This is a genomic window from Roseixanthobacter liquoris, from assembly GCF_043195135.2.
Lineage (GTDB): Bacteria > Pseudomonadota > Alphaproteobacteria > Rhizobiales > Xanthobacteraceae > NCEH01.
Window position 1 is genome coordinate 1,094,916 of record NZ_CM195537.1, and the last position, 15,768, is coordinate 1,110,683.

9 protein-coding genes are annotated in these 15,768 nt (G+C 68.8%); 6 read left to right on the forward strand and 3 right to left on the reverse strand.

Translation table 11 applies throughout. The features are described 5' to 3' along the window. The first annotated feature begins 9 nt into the window (after positions 1-9). From V5F84_RS04945 to V5F84_RS04955, 3 genes are all read left to right on the forward strand, one after another. Positions 10-3,096: an MdtB/MuxB family multidrug efflux RND transporter permease subunit gene (locus V5F84_RS04945; RefSeq protein WP_394043617.1), complete on the forward strand. Its 3,087-nt coding sequence runs from the start codon at positions 10-12 to the stop codon at positions 3,094-3,096. Continuing rightward, positions 3,093-6,371 carry an efflux RND transporter permease subunit gene (locus V5F84_RS04950; RefSeq protein ID WP_394043618.1) on the forward strand — a complete coding sequence of 1,093 codons (3,279 nt, stop codon included), beginning with the start codon at positions 3,093-3,095 and terminating at the stop codon, positions 6,369-6,371. Before V5F84_RS04945 ends, V5F84_RS04950 begins: the two co-directional genes overlap by 4 nt. A 217-nt stretch (positions 6,372-6,588) precedes the next feature. Beyond that, positions 6,589-7,503 carry a hypothetical protein gene (locus tag V5F84_RS04955; RefSeq protein ID WP_394043619.1) on the forward strand — a complete coding sequence of 305 codons (915 nt, stop codon included), beginning with the start codon at positions 6,589-6,591 and terminating at the stop codon, positions 7,501-7,503. A 93-nt stretch (positions 7,504-7,596) separates the two neighbouring features. Here the strand turns inward: V5F84_RS04955 and V5F84_RS04960 are convergent, their stop codons facing one another. Further along, complete coding sequence (locus V5F84_RS04960; protein WP_394043620.1) at positions 7,597-8,100, reverse strand: hypothetical protein; 504 nt, start codon at positions 8,098-8,100, stop codon at positions 7,597-7,599. Between the two features lie 717 nt (positions 8,101-8,817). Between V5F84_RS04960 and V5F84_RS04965 the strand changes: the two genes are divergently transcribed. Next, positions 8,818-10,854, forward strand: a complete 2,037-nt coding sequence (locus tag V5F84_RS04965; RefSeq protein WP_394043621.1) for an O-linked N-acetylglucosamine transferase, SPINDLY family protein — start codon at positions 8,818-8,820, stop codon at positions 10,852-10,854. Positions 10,855-11,131: 277 nt separating this feature from the next. Here the strand turns inward: V5F84_RS04965 and V5F84_RS04970 are convergent, their stop codons facing one another. Together V5F84_RS04970 and V5F84_RS04975 are read right to left on the reverse strand one after the other, a co-directional pair. Then, on the reverse strand, positions 11,132-11,857 hold the full coding sequence (locus V5F84_RS04970; protein ID WP_394043622.1) for an FkbM family methyltransferase: 726 nt from the start codon (positions 11,855-11,857) through the stop codon (positions 11,132-11,134). Further along, complete coding sequence (locus tag V5F84_RS04975; protein WP_394043623.1) at positions 11,854-13,086, reverse strand: FkbM family methyltransferase; 1,233 nt, start codon at positions 13,084-13,086, stop codon at positions 11,854-11,856. The genes V5F84_RS04970 and V5F84_RS04975 overlap by 4 nt, the downstream gene beginning before the upstream one ends. A 352-nt stretch (positions 13,087-13,438) precedes the next feature. Between V5F84_RS04975 and V5F84_RS04980 the strand changes: the two genes are divergently transcribed. Both V5F84_RS04980 and V5F84_RS04985 read left to right on the forward strand, forming a co-directional pair. Next, positions 13,439-14,515, forward strand: a complete 1,077-nt coding sequence (locus V5F84_RS04980; RefSeq protein ID WP_394043624.1) for a radical SAM/SPASM domain-containing protein — start codon at positions 13,439-13,441, stop codon at positions 14,513-14,515. Beyond that, complete coding sequence (locus V5F84_RS04985; protein ID WP_394043625.1) at positions 14,512-15,768, forward strand: glycosyltransferase; 1,257 nt, start codon at positions 14,512-14,514, stop codon at positions 15,766-15,768. The genes V5F84_RS04980 and V5F84_RS04985 overlap by 4 nt, the downstream gene beginning before the upstream one ends.

Genomic DNA, 15,768 nt, shown 5'->3' on the forward strand with positions numbered 1-15,768 from the left:
GAGAGCGGCGTGAATCCCTCCCAGCCTTTCATCGTGCGGCCGGTCGCCACCTTCCTGCTGATGGCGGCGCTGCTGCTGGTCGGCATCGTGGCGTTCCGCTTCCTGCCGCTCTCCGCCCTGCCGGAGGTGGATTATCCCACCATCGCCGTGCGCACCTTCTATCCCGGCGCCAGCCCGGAGGTGATGACCTCCTCGATCACGGCGCCGCTGGAGCGCCAGCTCGGGCAGATGCCGAATCTCAAGCAGATGTCGTCCTCCTCCTCGGCGGGCGCCTCGGTCATCACGCTGCAATTCGGCCTGGAACTCTCCCTCGACGTGGCGGAACAGGAGGTTCAGGCGGCGATCAATGCCGCCGGCAACCTGCTGCCCGCCGATCTTCCGGCGCCGCCGATCTATGCCAAGGTGAACCCCGCCGACGCGCCCATCCTCACCCTGGCGGTGACCTCGAAGACGCTCGCGCCCACCGAGCTTCAGGATCTCGCCGACACGCGGGTGGCACAGAAACTCTCGCAGGTGGCCGGCGTCGGCCTCGTGAGCCTGTCCGGCGGCCAGCGGCCGGCGGTGCGCATCCGCGCCAATCTCTCCGCGCTCGCCGCCTACGGGCTCAATATCGACGACCTGCGCACCAGCATCGCCAATGCCAATGTGAACACGCCCAAGGGCAGTTTCGACGGCCCCATGCGGGCCTATTCGGTGAACGCCAACGACCAGATCCGCGACCCGGCCATCTATAGCGATCTCGTCATCGCCTATCGCAAGGGCGCGCCGGTGCGCCTCTCCCAGGTGGCGGAGGTGATCGCCGGGGCCGAGAACGACAAGCTCGCCGCCTGGATGAACACCACGCCGGCCATCATCCTCAACATCCAGCGCCAGCCGGGCGCGAACGTGATCGCCGTGGTGGACGAGATCAAGGCGCTGCTGCCGGAACTCACCGCCACCCTGCCGTCGAGCGTGGATGTCGCCGTGCTCACCGACCGCACCACCACCATCCGCGCCTCGGTGCGCGACGTGGAGCTGGAACTGGTGCTCGCCTTGGTGCTGGTGGTGCTGGTGATCTTCGTGTTCCTGCGCGATATCCCCGCCACCGTCATTCCCAGCCTCTCGGTGCCGCTCTCCATCGTCGGCACCTTCGCGGTGATGTATCTGGCGGGCTTCTCGCTCAACAATCTCTCGCTCATGGCGCTGACCATCGCCACCGGCTTCGTGGTGGACGATGCCATCGTCATGATCGAGAACATCGCCCGTCATATCGAAATGGGGCTGAAGCCGTTCGACGCGGCGCTGAAGGGCTCGGCGCAGATCGGCTTCACCATCGTCTCGCTGACGGTGTCGCTGATCGCGGTGCTGATCCCCCTGCTGTTCATGGCCGACGTGGTGGGCCGCCTGTTCCGCGAATTCGCCATCACGCTGGCGGTGACGATCCTGATCTCGGCCGTGGTCTCGCTGACCCTCGTGCCGATGCTGTGCGCGCGGCTGCTGAAAGCGCGGCCGGAGGGCGCGGGCGCCCGCAAGCGCACCTGGTTCGACGGCGTGATCTCCACTTATGGCGCCATGCTGCGCGTGGTGCTGCGCCACCAGGGTGCGACCCTGCTGGTGGCTTTGGCGACCCTCGGCCTGACCGTTGCGCTTTACGTGGCGATCCCGAAAGGCTTCTTCCCGGTGCAGGACACGGGGCTGATCTCGGGCGTCTCGGAAGGCCCGCAATCCATCTCCTATGCCGCCATGGCAGAGCGCCAGCAGGCGCTGGCCGCCGCCATCTTGAAGGATCCGGACGTCTCCGCGCTCTCCTCCTTCATCGGCGCGGACGGCACGAACGCCACGCTCAACACCGGCCGCTTCCTCATCGAGCTGAAGCCGAAGGGCGAGCGCACGGCGAGCGTCTCCCAGGTGATCCGCCGCATCACGGCGGACGTGGCGCAGCTGTCCGGCGTCGCGCTCTATCTCCAGCCGGTGCAGGACCTGACGATCGACGCCACCTCGGGCCGCGGGCAATATACCTTCGTGCTCCAGGATACCGATCCGGCGGAGCTGTCGCTGTGGGTGCCGCGCCTGCTGGACCGCCTGTCCCGCAGCCCGGAACTCGCGGACGTCACCAGCAATCTGCAGGACCGGGGGCTTGCCGTGGACATCACGGTGGATCGCGACACCGCCGCCCGGTTCGGCATCACCATGGCGACGGTGGACAATGCGCTCTACGATTCCTTCGGTCAGCGCATCATCTCCACCATCTTCACCCAGACCAGCCAGTATCGCGTGATCCTGGAGGCCGATCCCAAGCTGCAGGCCACGCTGAAATCCCTCGATACGGTCTATCTGCCCGGGGCGAACGGAACGCAGGTGCCGCTGTCGGCCATCGCCACCATCACCGAGCGGCCGGCGCCGTTGCAGATCAGCCATCTCAGCCAGTTCCCGGCGGTGACGGTCTCCTTCAACCTCGCCCCCGGTGCGTCCCTGGACGCGGCGGTGGCGGCGGTGCAGCAGGCGGAGCGCGACATCGCCCTGCCGGCGAGCGTCGTCACCTCGTTCCAGGGCGCCGCGCTGGCGTTTCAGGCGGCGCTCGGCAACGAGCTGCTGCTGATCCTCGCCGCCATCGTCACGGTCTATATCGTGCTGGGCGTGCTCTATGAGAGCTACATCCACCCCATCACCATTCTCTCCACCTTGCCCTCGGCCAGCGTCGGCGCGCTGCTGGGTCTGATGGCCATGGGCGGGGAACTCGACATCATCGGCATCATCGGCATCATCCTGCTGATCGGCATCGTGAAGAAGAATGCGATCATGATGATCGACTTCGCCCTCGATGCGGAACGCAACCAGGGCCTGACTCCCGCGGAGGCGATCTATCAGGCCTGCCTGCTGCGCTTCCGGCCGATCCTGATGACCACGCTCGCGGCGATCCTCGGCGCGCTGCCGCTGATGCTCGGCTCGGGCGACGGGTCGGAGCTGCGCCAGCCGCTCGGCGTCGCCATCGTCGGCGGGCTGGTGGTGAGCCAGGTGCTGACCTTGTTCACCACGCCGGTGATCTACCTCGCGTTCGAGAACCTGGCGCGGCGCCTCTCCGGTCGGCCCCGCATGGCGGTGGAACCGGCGGAATGAACATTTCCGCCCCCTTCATCCGGCGGTCCATCGCGACCACGCTGCTGACGGCGGGGTTCGCGGCGGCGGGGGCGCTCGCCTTCTTCTTCCTGCCGGTCTCCCCGCTGCCGCAGGTGGATCTGCCGACCATCCAGGTCACGGCCTCCATGCCGGGCGCCAGCCCCGAGACCATGGCCTCCACGGTCGCGACGCCGCTGGAGCGCCATCTCGGCCAGATCGCCGACGTGTCGGAGATCACCTCCAACAGCACGCTCGGTTCCACCCGCATCACCCTGCAATTCGGCCTCGACCGCGACATCGACGGCGCGGCGCGCGACGTGCAGGCGGCCATCAATGCGGCGCGGGCGGACCTGCCGGCGGCGCTGCGCAGCAATCCCACCTATCGCAAGGTCAATCCCGCCGACGCGCCGATCATGATCCTGGCGCTGACCTCCAAGACGCTGAGCCGCGGCCAGCTCTATGATTCCGCCGCCACCGTGCTGTCGCAAAAGCTGTCGCAGGTGAAGGGCGTGGGGCTCGTGACCATCGGCGGCTCCTCGCTGCCGGCGGTGCGGGTGGAGATCAATCCCCACGCTTTGTTCCAGTACGGCATCGGGCTGGAGGACATCCGCGCCGCGCTCGCCTCCGCCAATGCCAATGCGCCGAAGGGGGCGATCGAGGAGGGCGACAAGCGCTATCAGATCTACACCAACGACCAGGCGCACGAGGCCGCCGCCTATCGCAACCTCGTCGTCGCCTATCGCAACGGCGCGCCGGTGCACCTCTCCGAGGTGGCGGAGGTGGTGGATTCGGTCGAGAACGTGCGCAACGAGGGCCTGACCAACGGCAGCCCCTCGGTGGTGCTCGTCATCTCGCGCGAGCCGGGCGCCAACATCATCGAGGCGGTGGAGCGCGTGAAGGCGGTGCTGCCGGAACTGCGCGCCTCGATCCCCGCCGATATCGATCTTTCCATCGCCATGGACCGCACCGGATCGATTCGCGCCTCGCTGCACGATGTCGAGCGCAGCCTGGTGCTGGCGGTGATCCTGGTGGTGGCGGTGGTGCTGCTGTTCCTGCACGATCTGCGCACCGCGCTCATTCCGAGCATCGCCGTGCCGGTGTCGCTCATCGGCACGTTCGGCTTCATGTACCTGCTGGGCTACAGCCTCGACAATTTCTCCCTGATGGCGCTGACCATCGCCACCGGTTTCGTGGTGGACGATGCCATCGTGGTGCTGGAGAACGTGACGCGCCATGTGGAAGCGGGCATGACGCGCATGGAAGCGGCGCTGCTCGGGGCGAAGGAAGTGGGCTTCACCGTCCTCTCCATGAGCCTGTCGCTGATCGCGGTGTTCATCCCCATCCTTCTGATGGGCGGGATTGTCGGGCGCTTCTTCCGCGAATTCGCGGTCACGCTCTCCATCACCATCCTGGTGTCGCTGGTGGTGTCGCTGACGCTCACGCCGATGATGTGCGCGCGGCTCATCTCCCCGCCCACGCACACGCCGCCCGGCCGGCTCGGCCGGTTCGGCGCCCGGGCGTTCGGCGCGGTGCTGTCGGGCTATGATGTGACGCTCGGCTGGGCGCTCCGCCACCGCCTGTTCGTGCTGACGATCCTCGCCGCCACCGTGGCGCTCAACGTGCACCTGTTCACCGTGGTGCCGAAGGGCTTCTTTCCCCAGCAGGACATCGGCCAGCTCATCGGCGTCATCCAGGCCGACCAGAGCATTTCGTTCCAGCTCATGCGCGAGAAGCTCGGCCGCTTCGTCGACATCGTGAAATCCGACCCGGCGGTGGACACCGTGGTGGGCTACACCGGCGGGGCGCAGACCAATTCGGGCTATCTGTTCGTCGCGCTGAAGCCGCTGGAGGCGCGCGACGTCAACGCCGACCAGGTGATCGCGCGCCTGCGCCCCAAGCTCGGCAAGGTGCCCGGGGCGACCTTGTTCCTCCAGGCCATGCAGGACGTGCGCGCCGGCGGGCGGCAGAGCAACGCGCAATATCAATACACGCTGCAAAGCGACGATCTGGATCTCCTGCGGCAATGGACGCCGAAGATCCTGGAAGCCCTGCGCGGCGTGCCGGAAATCGCCGACGTGAATACCGACACCCAGGAGAAGGGGCTGGAGGTCGATCTCACCATCGACCGCGACACCGCCGCCCGGCTCGGCCTCTCCATGAGCCAGATCTCGAACACGCTCTATGACGCGTTCGGCCAGCGGCAGGTCTCCACCATCTATGCCCCGCTGAACCAGTATCATGTGGTGATGGAGGTGGCTCCGGCCTATTGGCAGGACCCGCGCACCCTCGACGATATCCGCGTCTCCACCTCGGGCGGGGCGCTGGCGGGCAGCGCGTCGACGGCGGCGCTGGCGGCGGTGTCCACCCAGCTGACCGGCTCGGCCGATGCGCTTTCGGCGGACGCGGTGCGCAACGCCAATACCAACCGCATCGCCAACACCACCAAGTCGGGCGCCTCCACCGGCGCCGCGGTGAGCACCAGGTTCAATCTCTCGGTGCCGCTGTCCGCCTTCGCCACCTTCGGCCCCGGCACCACGCCGCTGGCGGTGAACCACCAGGGCCTGTTCGCGGCGAGCACGCTGTCGTTCAATCTCAAGCCGGGCGTGACGCTCGGCGAGGGGCTGGCGGCGATCAACCGCAAGATGACGCAGCTCGGCGTTCCCGCGAGCATTCACGGCACCTCGCAGGGCACCGCCAAGCTGTTCCAGCAATCGCTCGGCACCCAGCCGCTGCTGATCGTGGTGGCGCTGCTGAGCGTCTATGTGGTGCTCGGCATCCTGTACGAGAGCTTCGTCCACCCCTTGACGATCCTGTCCACCTTGCCGTCGGCGGGGGTGGGGGCGGTGCTGGCGCTCATCGTGTGCAAGAGCGAGTTCAGCCTGATCGCGCTGATCGGCGTGATCCTGCTGATCGGCATCGTGAAGAAGAACGCCATCATGATGGTGGATTTCGCGCTGGACGCTGAACGCACGCGCGGCTTCTCGCCGGAGGCGGCGATCCGCGAAGCCTGCCTCCAGCGCTTCCGGCCGATCCTCATGACCACGCTCGCGGCGATCTTCGGCGCCGTGCCGCTGGCGCTTGCCTCGGGCACGGGGGCGGAACTGCGCCAGCCGCTGGGCATCACCATCATCGGCGGGCTGATGGTGAGCCAGATCCTGACGCTCTACACCACCCCGGTGGTCTATCTGCTGCTGGACCGCCTGCGGCGTCGCCCGGCCGCGGTGCGCCGTGACGCACCCGGACCCGCCGCCCCGCCTCTGGCGCCGGCGGAATAGCATCGCGCGAGGGCGGCCCGCGACCTGCGCGCCATGGCGCCGGGCGTGTTGAGGGGGGCACGTTGAGGGGGCGCGTTGCAGGCGCGCGGGAAAAAGAGGCACGGGAAAAAAGGGGCGGCGCAAGGCCGCGCGCATTTCGGGCTTGACCTTGGCCGGACTTGACCTTCCGTTGCGCGCGGGCCGGCAGGACCGGTTCGCCGTCTTTGAAGGAAAGCCCATGAGAGGATTAGTCCGTCCGCTCGCTTGCGCCCTGTTCCTCGCGGCCGCGCTGCCGGGCGCCGCAGCGGCCGATGCGCTGGGCGATTATGTCGCCGCCCGCGACAAGGCCATCGCCGCATCAGTTGCCGCCGCCAAGGCGGGCAAGAGCGGGGATGCGGGCGTGGTCAAGCGCGAGGAGGCCGCCCTCAAGGATCTCGGCAAGCGCCTGGCCACCGCCCTCGGCCCGCTGAAGTTCAAGGGCCTCGGCGCGCCGCAATACACGCTCTTCACGTTCATCTACGACGAGAGCAGCCCGACCCGGCAGCTCGACGGGCTGGCCTTCGCGACCAAGGACTTCAACACCCGCCTCGTGGTGACCCCGGACAGCGTGTTCCAGCCCTGGCTGGCCGCGCGCGCCAAGGACGACGGGGCGCCCGCGGCGCTCGCCGGCGGCGTGAAATCGGCCATGGCGACGGCTGAATTCTTCCAGAATGCGCTCGCCTTCGACGGCGGCTATTACCAGCCCTATGTGGACCTGCCGGTGACCGCCGCGCCCGGGGAAACCGCCCTCGCGGTGCTCGGCCTCCAGGCCGACGAGCCGCCCGGCAACATCGCCCCCAACCAGATCGCCATCGTCCGGATCGCCGACGGCAAGGCCATGATCGGCCTGACCATGGCGAAGCTGGACATCAAGCCCATCAAAGCCTGCGAGGCGATCTGGTCTCCCTACAAGACCAAGGCCGAGGCGCTGCAGAAGGCGATCGAAAAGGACAATAAGAGCGAGGATCCGCGCTGGGACGAGCTGACCCGCATCAATGACTCGGGTTCGCAGGCCTACCGCGCCTGCTTCGCCAGGGAAGCACCGGCGCAGCCGTTCTTCCCCATGGCGGTGAAGCGCGCCGAAGCCCTGCTGGACATCGCCCGCGGCAAGTGAGCCGCCGGCCCGTGCCGCACGGCGGGAAGGCGGCTCGCGCGCGCCGCCTTCCCGCTTATCCCTTTCCCGCCCCTCGCCGTGGCCAGGCTGCGGTCAGCGGCCGGGCTTCTTCTGGCTGGCGATGGCGCATTGGTTGACGCGCGCCCAGGCCTCGCCGGCGCGCTTGCCCAGGTTGACCTTGCCGGTATCCTCGGTGTCGCCGAGGCTGAACTCGAAGCCGCCGGCCGCGGCGAGGGTTCCGATGGCGCCGAGGTCCAGCGGAAACCACATGCGCGGCCCTGCGGCTTCGGCGGTCACGGTCCATTCCAGGCGCCCCCGGGGCTGGCCGATGACATTGACGAGGGTGCCCTTGAACTTGCCGGTGCGCCCTTCCGACTTCACGCTGAGATAGCCGTCCATGTTCGTGCGCAGGGCCATGATGTCTTCGCGGCCGCCGAGCTTGCGGGTAGCGCGGCAATTGAACAGGTCCGGCTTCTCCTGGGTCACCGTGAAGACCCAGCCGTCGAAGCCCTGGCCGTAGGGTTTCACCGCCTGCGCGGATGCCGCCGCCGTCAGCGCCGCCGTGAACGCTGCCGCAAGAACCCACTGTTTGATCATGCCTTGCCCCCTTCTCCGGTGCGCGCGACATGCGCGCTCACCTGCCTTCCCCGAGGGGGGATAGCGTGTCTGGCTTTTGGCGCCAAGGTCCCGTTTCCAGAGCCGGGTGGGGGATGCCCTAGAGGAATGGATTTTCGGGGCATGTAGACAACAAAAAAGCCCCGCTCACGCGGGGCTTCCTGTCTCAAGCTATGCTCCGGGGCCGGAGTACATCCGTCCGTTCCCCAAGTCGCCGTTTCCGGCGCCACCGCTGAGGACTGGAGGTGTAGAGGCTTATTGCGGCGAGAGGAAGGCGTCGTTGGCGACAGATGCATCCAATATGGAGGAATGGGCGGGAAACTCTTGAGCTGGCTCGAGTCGCGCGCCGTTCCTCGCTGCGGCAGCGCATCGTCCTGCACGGGCGTCCCGGGTATCCACGCTGCGCCGTCGGCCCCGCCCTTCACGGCACGCGCCGGCGGGCCGGGGTGGATGGCGGGGACATGCCGGGCCATCACGAGCCCCCAAGGCGAGGCAATCTCGCGCACCGGCAGCCCCTCGACGATGCGCCACGGCGGCGAATGTCGATCCGCCTTGGGGTCTTGTGCGCGCGACGCCCCGGCCCTGCGTGCGTCCAGCCCCGCGCAAGGTCGCGGGGGCAGGGTCCCGGGCGGAGCGTCCCGCGACGGGCCGGCGCGCGTGCGGCCGGCGGAAGCGGGCACGAACAGGGGCTTCGCATCCATGGGCAGGCAGCAGAGGGCACGGGCGGCGCAGGGCCGTCCGCAGGCGCGGGTGGGCGCGATCGCCGCCGCGCTCGGGCTGATGGTCCGGGCCCGCGCGGCGCGCCAAGCCGGCGATGGCGCGGGCGCGGAAGCCCTGTATCGCCAGGCGCTCGCGCTCGATCCCAAGCAGGCCGACGCCTGGCTCGGCCTTGCCGCCGCCCTGGTGGCAAAGGGGGACCCGCGCGCCGCGCGGGAAACCCTGCTCGCCGCCCTGGCGCGGGGCGTGCTGGTGGCCGAACATCTCGGCCAGCAGGCCATCGCCGCCTATCACGAGGGGCGCGATGGGGACGCCCTCGCCTTGCTGGATGCCGCCTGCGCCGCGAAGCCGGGGCTTGCCGCGCTCCATGCCGACCGGGGCCTCGTTCTGTTCGAGATGCGCCGGCTTGCGGAGGCGGTGGCCGCCTTCAATGCCGCGCTCGCCGCCGATCCCGCCCATGTGGAGGCCTATATCAATCTCGGCAGCATCTGCGCCGAGGGCCGGCAGGTGCAGCAGGCGATCCAGTTCTTCCGCCAGGCGCTGCGGCTGCGGCCGGACGACCCGGTGGCGCTCTACGGCCTTTCGATCCAGCGCCGCCATGCCTGCGAGTGGCGCGGCGGCGCAGCGGAGGAGGCGCAGCTGACGCGCGTGCTGGAACGGACCGGCGCGCGCACCGGCCCCTTCATGCGCCTCGCCGCCCGTGTGCCGGCCGCCGAGCATCTGCGCGCCGCGCGGGTTTGGGCCCAGGGGGTGCGGGTGAAGGCGCAAGACATCCTGCCCCCCGTGCACGAAGTGCGCGCGCCCGGCCGGCGCATCCGCGTCGGCTATCTCTCGCGCGATCTGTTCGCCCATGCCACGGCGTTCCTGGCGGTGGAGGCGTTCGAGCGGCACGACCGCGCCCGGTTCGAGACCTTCGCCTATTCCTACGGCCCGGACGACGGCTCGCCCATGCGGCGCCGGCTGGTGGACGCATTCGACCATTTCGTCGAGGTGGGCGATCTGAGCAACGCAGAAGCGGCGCGCCGCATCCGCGCCGACGGCATCGACATATTGGTGGACCTGAAGGGCTACACCTTCGGCTGCCGCACCGAGATCCTGGCCCTGCGCCCGGCGCCGGTTCAGGTGAATTTTCTCGGCTATCCCGGCACCATGGGCGCGCCGTTCATGGACTATATCGTCGGGGATTCGTTCGTGACGCCGCTTGAGGCGGCGCCGCTCTACGACGAGAAGATCGTCCAATTGCCGGGCACCTATCAGCCCAATGACAGCCGCCGCGCCATCGCCGCGCAGGTGCCCGCGCGCGCCGCCTGCGGCCTGCCGGAGCGCGGCTTCGTCTTCTGCTGCTTCAACAATACTTACAAAATTACGCCCGATATCTTCGCGGTGTGGATGCGCCTGCTCGCGGCGGTGCCCGGATCGGTGCTGTGGCTGTTCGAGGCCAATGATGTGGCGCGGGACAATCTCCACTATGAGGCAGGCGCTCTCGGCGTCGATCCCGGCCGCATCGTGTTCGCGCCGCGCGCCGAACCGGCGGAGCATCTGGCGCGCCACCGCCATGCGGACCTGGTCCTCGATACCTTGCCCTATAATGCCCACACCACGGCCAGCGATGCCCTGTGGGCCGGCGTGCCGCTGGTGACCTGCGCCGGGGAGAGCTTCGCGAGCCGAGTCGCCGGCAGCCTGCTGCATGCGGTGGGCCTGCCGGAGCTCGTCACCCACACGCTGGCGGAGTATGAGACCCTGGCGCTTGCTCTGGCCCGCGATCCCCAGCGCCTGGCCGACCTGCGCGCCCGCCTCGCGGCCAACCGCGCCGACGCGGACCTGTTCGACGCGACCCGCTATGTCCGGGGCCTGGAAGCAGCCTATGAGCGGATGCATGCCCTGCGCTGCGCCGGCAAAGCGCCGCAGGCCATAAGCATCATGCCGCAGGCCATGGACATTGGGCCGGGGGCCATGGACATCGGGCCGGGGGCCGTCAGCATCGTCCCGCAGGCGGGGGCGAGCGCGTCGCGGGCCTGAGGCCCTCGGGCCGAACGGCGAAATTACCGCGTGCCGAAATTCGGCGCGAACATCCACCCGAATAGGGGTTTGTTCCGCCGAGAGGCCGCGGAGATGTGCCACGAAACCCCTGTTCGTCCGCGCTAAGTCATTGTTTCACGTGAAACATTTTGAGCCGGAATCGTGCATCCGCCGGGCCCGGAGGCGCCGCGGGAGGCCGTTCGGCGCGGCACGGATGCGCGTTTTGGCGCGAGAAATTTCGGATCCCAATTCCCCCGGCCCGCCGGCGGCGAGGGGGTCAGCGCTTGGTGGCGTGAATATCCCACCAGCGGGTGCGCGGGGCGAGGCGGGTGCCGGAGCGGTCCCGCACGGTGCGGGCATAGACGGTGTGGATGTCCCGCCGGTTCAGCCATTGGCCGGGCAGCGCGCGGCCGAACGGGCCGGACGAGCCGGGCGGGAACTTGTATCCGATCGCCTCGTCTTCCAGCTCGTGGACCGTGGACTGATCGACGAGCTTGAACCCGTCATATCCCGCGCTCGCCAGCATCTCGATATATTCGAAGCCGAAGCGGCAATCCTCGATGCTGACATAGAGCGGCTTGATGAGCTGGCGCCCCAGCTGGGACAGGATGTCCCGGTCCGCGCCCTCGACGTCGATCTTCAGATAATAGGGAATGCCGAACATGTCGAAGATCTGGCCGAGGGTCAGCGCCTCCACCTCGATGGCATGGCAGGCGCTGTCCTCGCGGCCCGCCCAGCCCTTGTCCATGCTGCTCCAATGATCGTTGTCTTCATTGATGAAGAAGCTGACCCGGCCGGCCTTGCCCGCCACCGCATTGGGCAGGATGGTGACGCGCGTGGCGGCGATCTCGGCGGCCAAACGCACCCGCGCGGCGGCGACCAGGGCCGGGTTGGCTTCCACCGCCACCACGTTGAAACCCTTGGCGAGATAATAGGCGGTGTCGTCGCCATTGTTCATGCCGAGGTCCATGATGAACCGGCTGTCGCTCACGAAGATGCTCATTTGTGCAGGCGTTCCTTGGGCAGGGCATAGATCACGGCGCCGGTGCCGCACCAGGCGTGGGTCCGCATGACCAGCTGATAGTTTTCAAGGTTCTGGGCGAGCCAGCCGGGCGTGCGGGCGAGGCCGTCGGCATTGTGATAGACGGTGAGCGCGAGCGCCGGCCGGTGCTGGCGCAGGGTCTCGCGGGCGCCTTCGAGCGCGGCCAGCTCGCCGCCCTCCAGATGCAGCTTCACATAGGTCGGGTCGAGGCCGAGCGCGTCGATGGGCAGGCTCTCGCGCTGGGATTGGCCGGTGGGGGAGATCTGCGAGGCATAGCCGAGCCCGTCGTGGAAGCGCACGCTCTCGCGCCGCGCGCCGACCACATGGCCGAGCACCTCGACGCGGGCGCGCACCCGCCAGTCGAGGCCGGCCACGAAATCGCGCAGCACGGCGGCATTGGCCGGGTCCGGCTCGATCGCCCATACGGCGGAAATCTGTCCGCGCACCTCCTCCAGCAGGCGCGCCGTGACGCTGCCGTGATGGGCGCCGCCGTCCAGGAAGCGCGTTCCCGCCCGCAGGGTCGCGGCGAGCTCGGGAATGAAGAAGCGCGCGGCGGGAACCACCGGCGCGGCGGGGAAGTCCCACTCCTCCCGCGCCATGTGCCAGGCGGCAAAGCGCAGGTAATGGGCGCGCGAGGCATCGTCGGCGAAGCGCTCCAGGGCCGTGGCCGCGGCGGCGAATCCGGCAAGGTCGAGGGCGCCGCTGAACCAGCCGTTGCTCAGCGGGTGGCTGGCGCGGAAGCCTTCGGCAAGATCGTAGAACGGCACGCAGGCCGTCCAGCCCTGGCGTGCCAGCTCCGCCTGGATCGGCCCGAACGGGTTGTTCGCGATGGAAATCGCCAGCAACGCCTCGCGCCGCACATGGGGCGCAACGTCCTCCGGCGCGAGGATGCTGAGGCCGTGCCAGTCGGGATCGGCGCGGTGGCGCGCGGCGTCCGCATCGACCACGAAGGCGATCGGCCGACCGATGGCATCGAGATGCTGGCGCGCCAGCTTGCCGAGGTTGCCGGCGCCATAGAGCGCCAGCGGCCGGTCGCCGATCTCGACCGGGCGCGGCGCGATGGCGCGCGCGTTGAGGTGCTGCAACAGGGCGATGGCGGCGCGCCGGTCCGGCAGCGCCTCGAAGCTGCGGGTCCGCACGGGGCAGGGCGCCCGCACGCCGCTGCGGCCCATATGGGGAAAGGCGGTCATGCCGAGGCCGCCGGCCGCGCACTCGTCGCGCCGCGCCAAGAATCGCGCGAATGCATCGAAATTCTCATGCTCGCTCCTCCTGCCGGGTGTCTGGCCGGGTGTCTGGCCGTGCGCCTGCGCCTCGGATGTTTGCGCCGGTCCGCGCCATGGAGGAGCCTGCTCCACGATGCTTTCGCCGGGCTTGTGGCTTGGGGCGGCCAATCAGGACAGCTTGGCGCAATGGACCGCTGCTTGAGTGCCTGCGTCCTTCGGCATGGCCGGAACAACAGGCGAAGGCGCGCGCGCCGCGCGGCGCGGAATGTCCGCGCCGGCGGGCAGCCGGGCGCTTCAGGCTCGGGTGGGTGGAGAGATCATGAAGGCACAGGTCAAGCCGCGCATTAATCTGGAGGGCCGCACGGCCCTGGAAACGGTGATTCCCCTGGCCACTCCGTTCGTGGTGTTCGTGGATCCCGCCAGCGCGTGCAATTTCCAATGCACCTTCTGCCCCACCGGCCATCGCGGCCTGATCCGCGAGACCGGCCGCTACCAGGGCGCCATGAAGTTCGAGGTCTTCACCAAGGTGATCGACGATCTCGGCGCCTTCGACGACAAGATCAAGGTGCTGCGCCTGTACAAGGACGGCGAGCCGTTCCTGAACCGGCGCCTCGCCGACATGATCGCCTATGCCAAGGCGAGCGGGCATGTGGACTATATCGACACCACCACCAACGGCACCTTCCTCAGCCCCGAGCGGCTCGCGCCGGTGATCGCGGCGGGCCTCGACAAGATCAACATCTCGGTGGACGGCATGACGGGCGAGCAATATCGGCGCTTCACCGGCTTCGATTTCGATTTCGAGGCCTTCGTCGCCAATGTGAAATGGCTCTATGCCAACAAGGGCCAGTGCGAGGTCGTCATCAAGATCCCCGGCGAGCTGATCACCGAGGCGCAGCGGGCGGAATTCTACGAGACCTTCGGCGATCATTGCGACCGCATCTTCATCGAGAATTTCGCCCCCTGCTGGCCGGATTTCGACGTGGAGGCCCGCAGCGGGGTCAAGATCACCGGCGGCATCTACCAGCAGCCGGTGGGGGAGACTGATACCTGCCCCTATATCTTCTACGGCTATTCCGTGAATGCGGACGGGCAGGTCAGCTCCTGCTTCCTCGACTGGGGCCGCAAGCTGGTCATCGGCGACGTGCGCCACGCCTCCATGAAGGAGATCTGGACCTCGGATACGATGAACGCGCTGCGCCTCCAGCATCTGGAAGGCAAGCGTCGGGAGAATGGCGTGTGCCACGGCTGCGGCCAGCTCAGCCATTGCCTGCCGGACACGATCGATGCCCATCGCCCGCAGATCCTGGCGACCTTCAAGGCGAAGATGAAATTGAACCCCGCCGTCGCCGCGCCCGGTGGTCGTCCCGCGCGCCTGCCGGCGGCGGCGGAGTGAACATCCTCCACATCGCCCCCCACCTGGGCGGCGGCGTGGGGAAGGCGCATGCCGCGCTGGCCGAAGCGGCCCTGGCTCTCGGGCCTCCCGCTTCCCTCCGCCACCGGTTCGCCCTGCTCGAGCCGCCGCGCGATACGCATTTCGTCGAGCGCGTGCGCGCCGCCGGCTGTCCCGTCGCCATCGCGCCCGAGCCGCGGGAACTCGCCCGCCTGGTGGCGGATGCGGACATCGTGCAGGTGGAATGGTGGAACCATCCGCGCCTCTATGCCCTGCTCGCGGCAAATGCCCTGCCGGCCATGCGCCTCGCCTTGTGGGTGCATATTTCCGGCCTCGCCCCGCCTTTGATCCCGGCCTCGCTCGCGGAACTCGCGGACAAGGTGCTGTTCAGCTCGCCCTGTTCGCTGAAGGCGGAAAATCTCGCGGCCGCGCTTGCGGCGCGCCCGCAGGCGTTCGGCGTGGTGAACAGCGGGTTCGGCGTCGATGCTGCGCCGCGCCCGCCCCGTGCCGCGCCCAAGGTCCGGATCGGCTATCTCGGCACGCTGGATTTCATCAAGCTGCATCCCGGCTTCTTCGACATGGTGGATGCCGCGGCGGGCGACGTCCGGGTTTCGCTCTGGGGCACGCTCGATCCCGCCGGCGAGGTGGCGGCGCGGGCGGCGGCGATGCGGCATCCCGAGCGCGTGCGGTTCGAGGGCTATGCCTGCGATCCGCGGGCGGTCCTCGGGGCGCTCGACCTGTTCCTGTATCCGCTCAACCCGCAGCATTACGGCACCGGCGAGAACGCGCTGGTGGAGGCCATGTCGGCCGGCGCGGTGCCGCTGGTGTGGGACAATCCGGCGGAAACGGCCATCGTCTCCCATGATCGCAACGGTTTCGTCGCGAAGAGCATCGAGGACGGGGCGGCGCTGATCGAGCGGGCCGCCTGCAATCCCCAGCGGTTGCTGCGGATGGGCGCGGTGGGCGCGCGCGACATGGCGCGTACGCACGCTCCCGCGGCATCCCTCAGGCGGTTGGCGCGCCATTATGCCGAACTGATGGGAGAGCCCCGCCGCCAGCGGGATTTCGCCAGCGCGCTGGGCGCTGACGGGCGGGCGTGGTTCCTGTCCACCCTGCGCCCGCGTGCGGGTGAGGCGGAGGGCGGCAGCGCCTCCGCGTCGCGCTTCTTCTGCGCCCGTGCCGCCAAGGGCAGCCTCGGGCATTTCCGCGGCTGCCTGCCCGAAGATCCGAGCCTGAATGCCCTCGGGGCCGGCTGA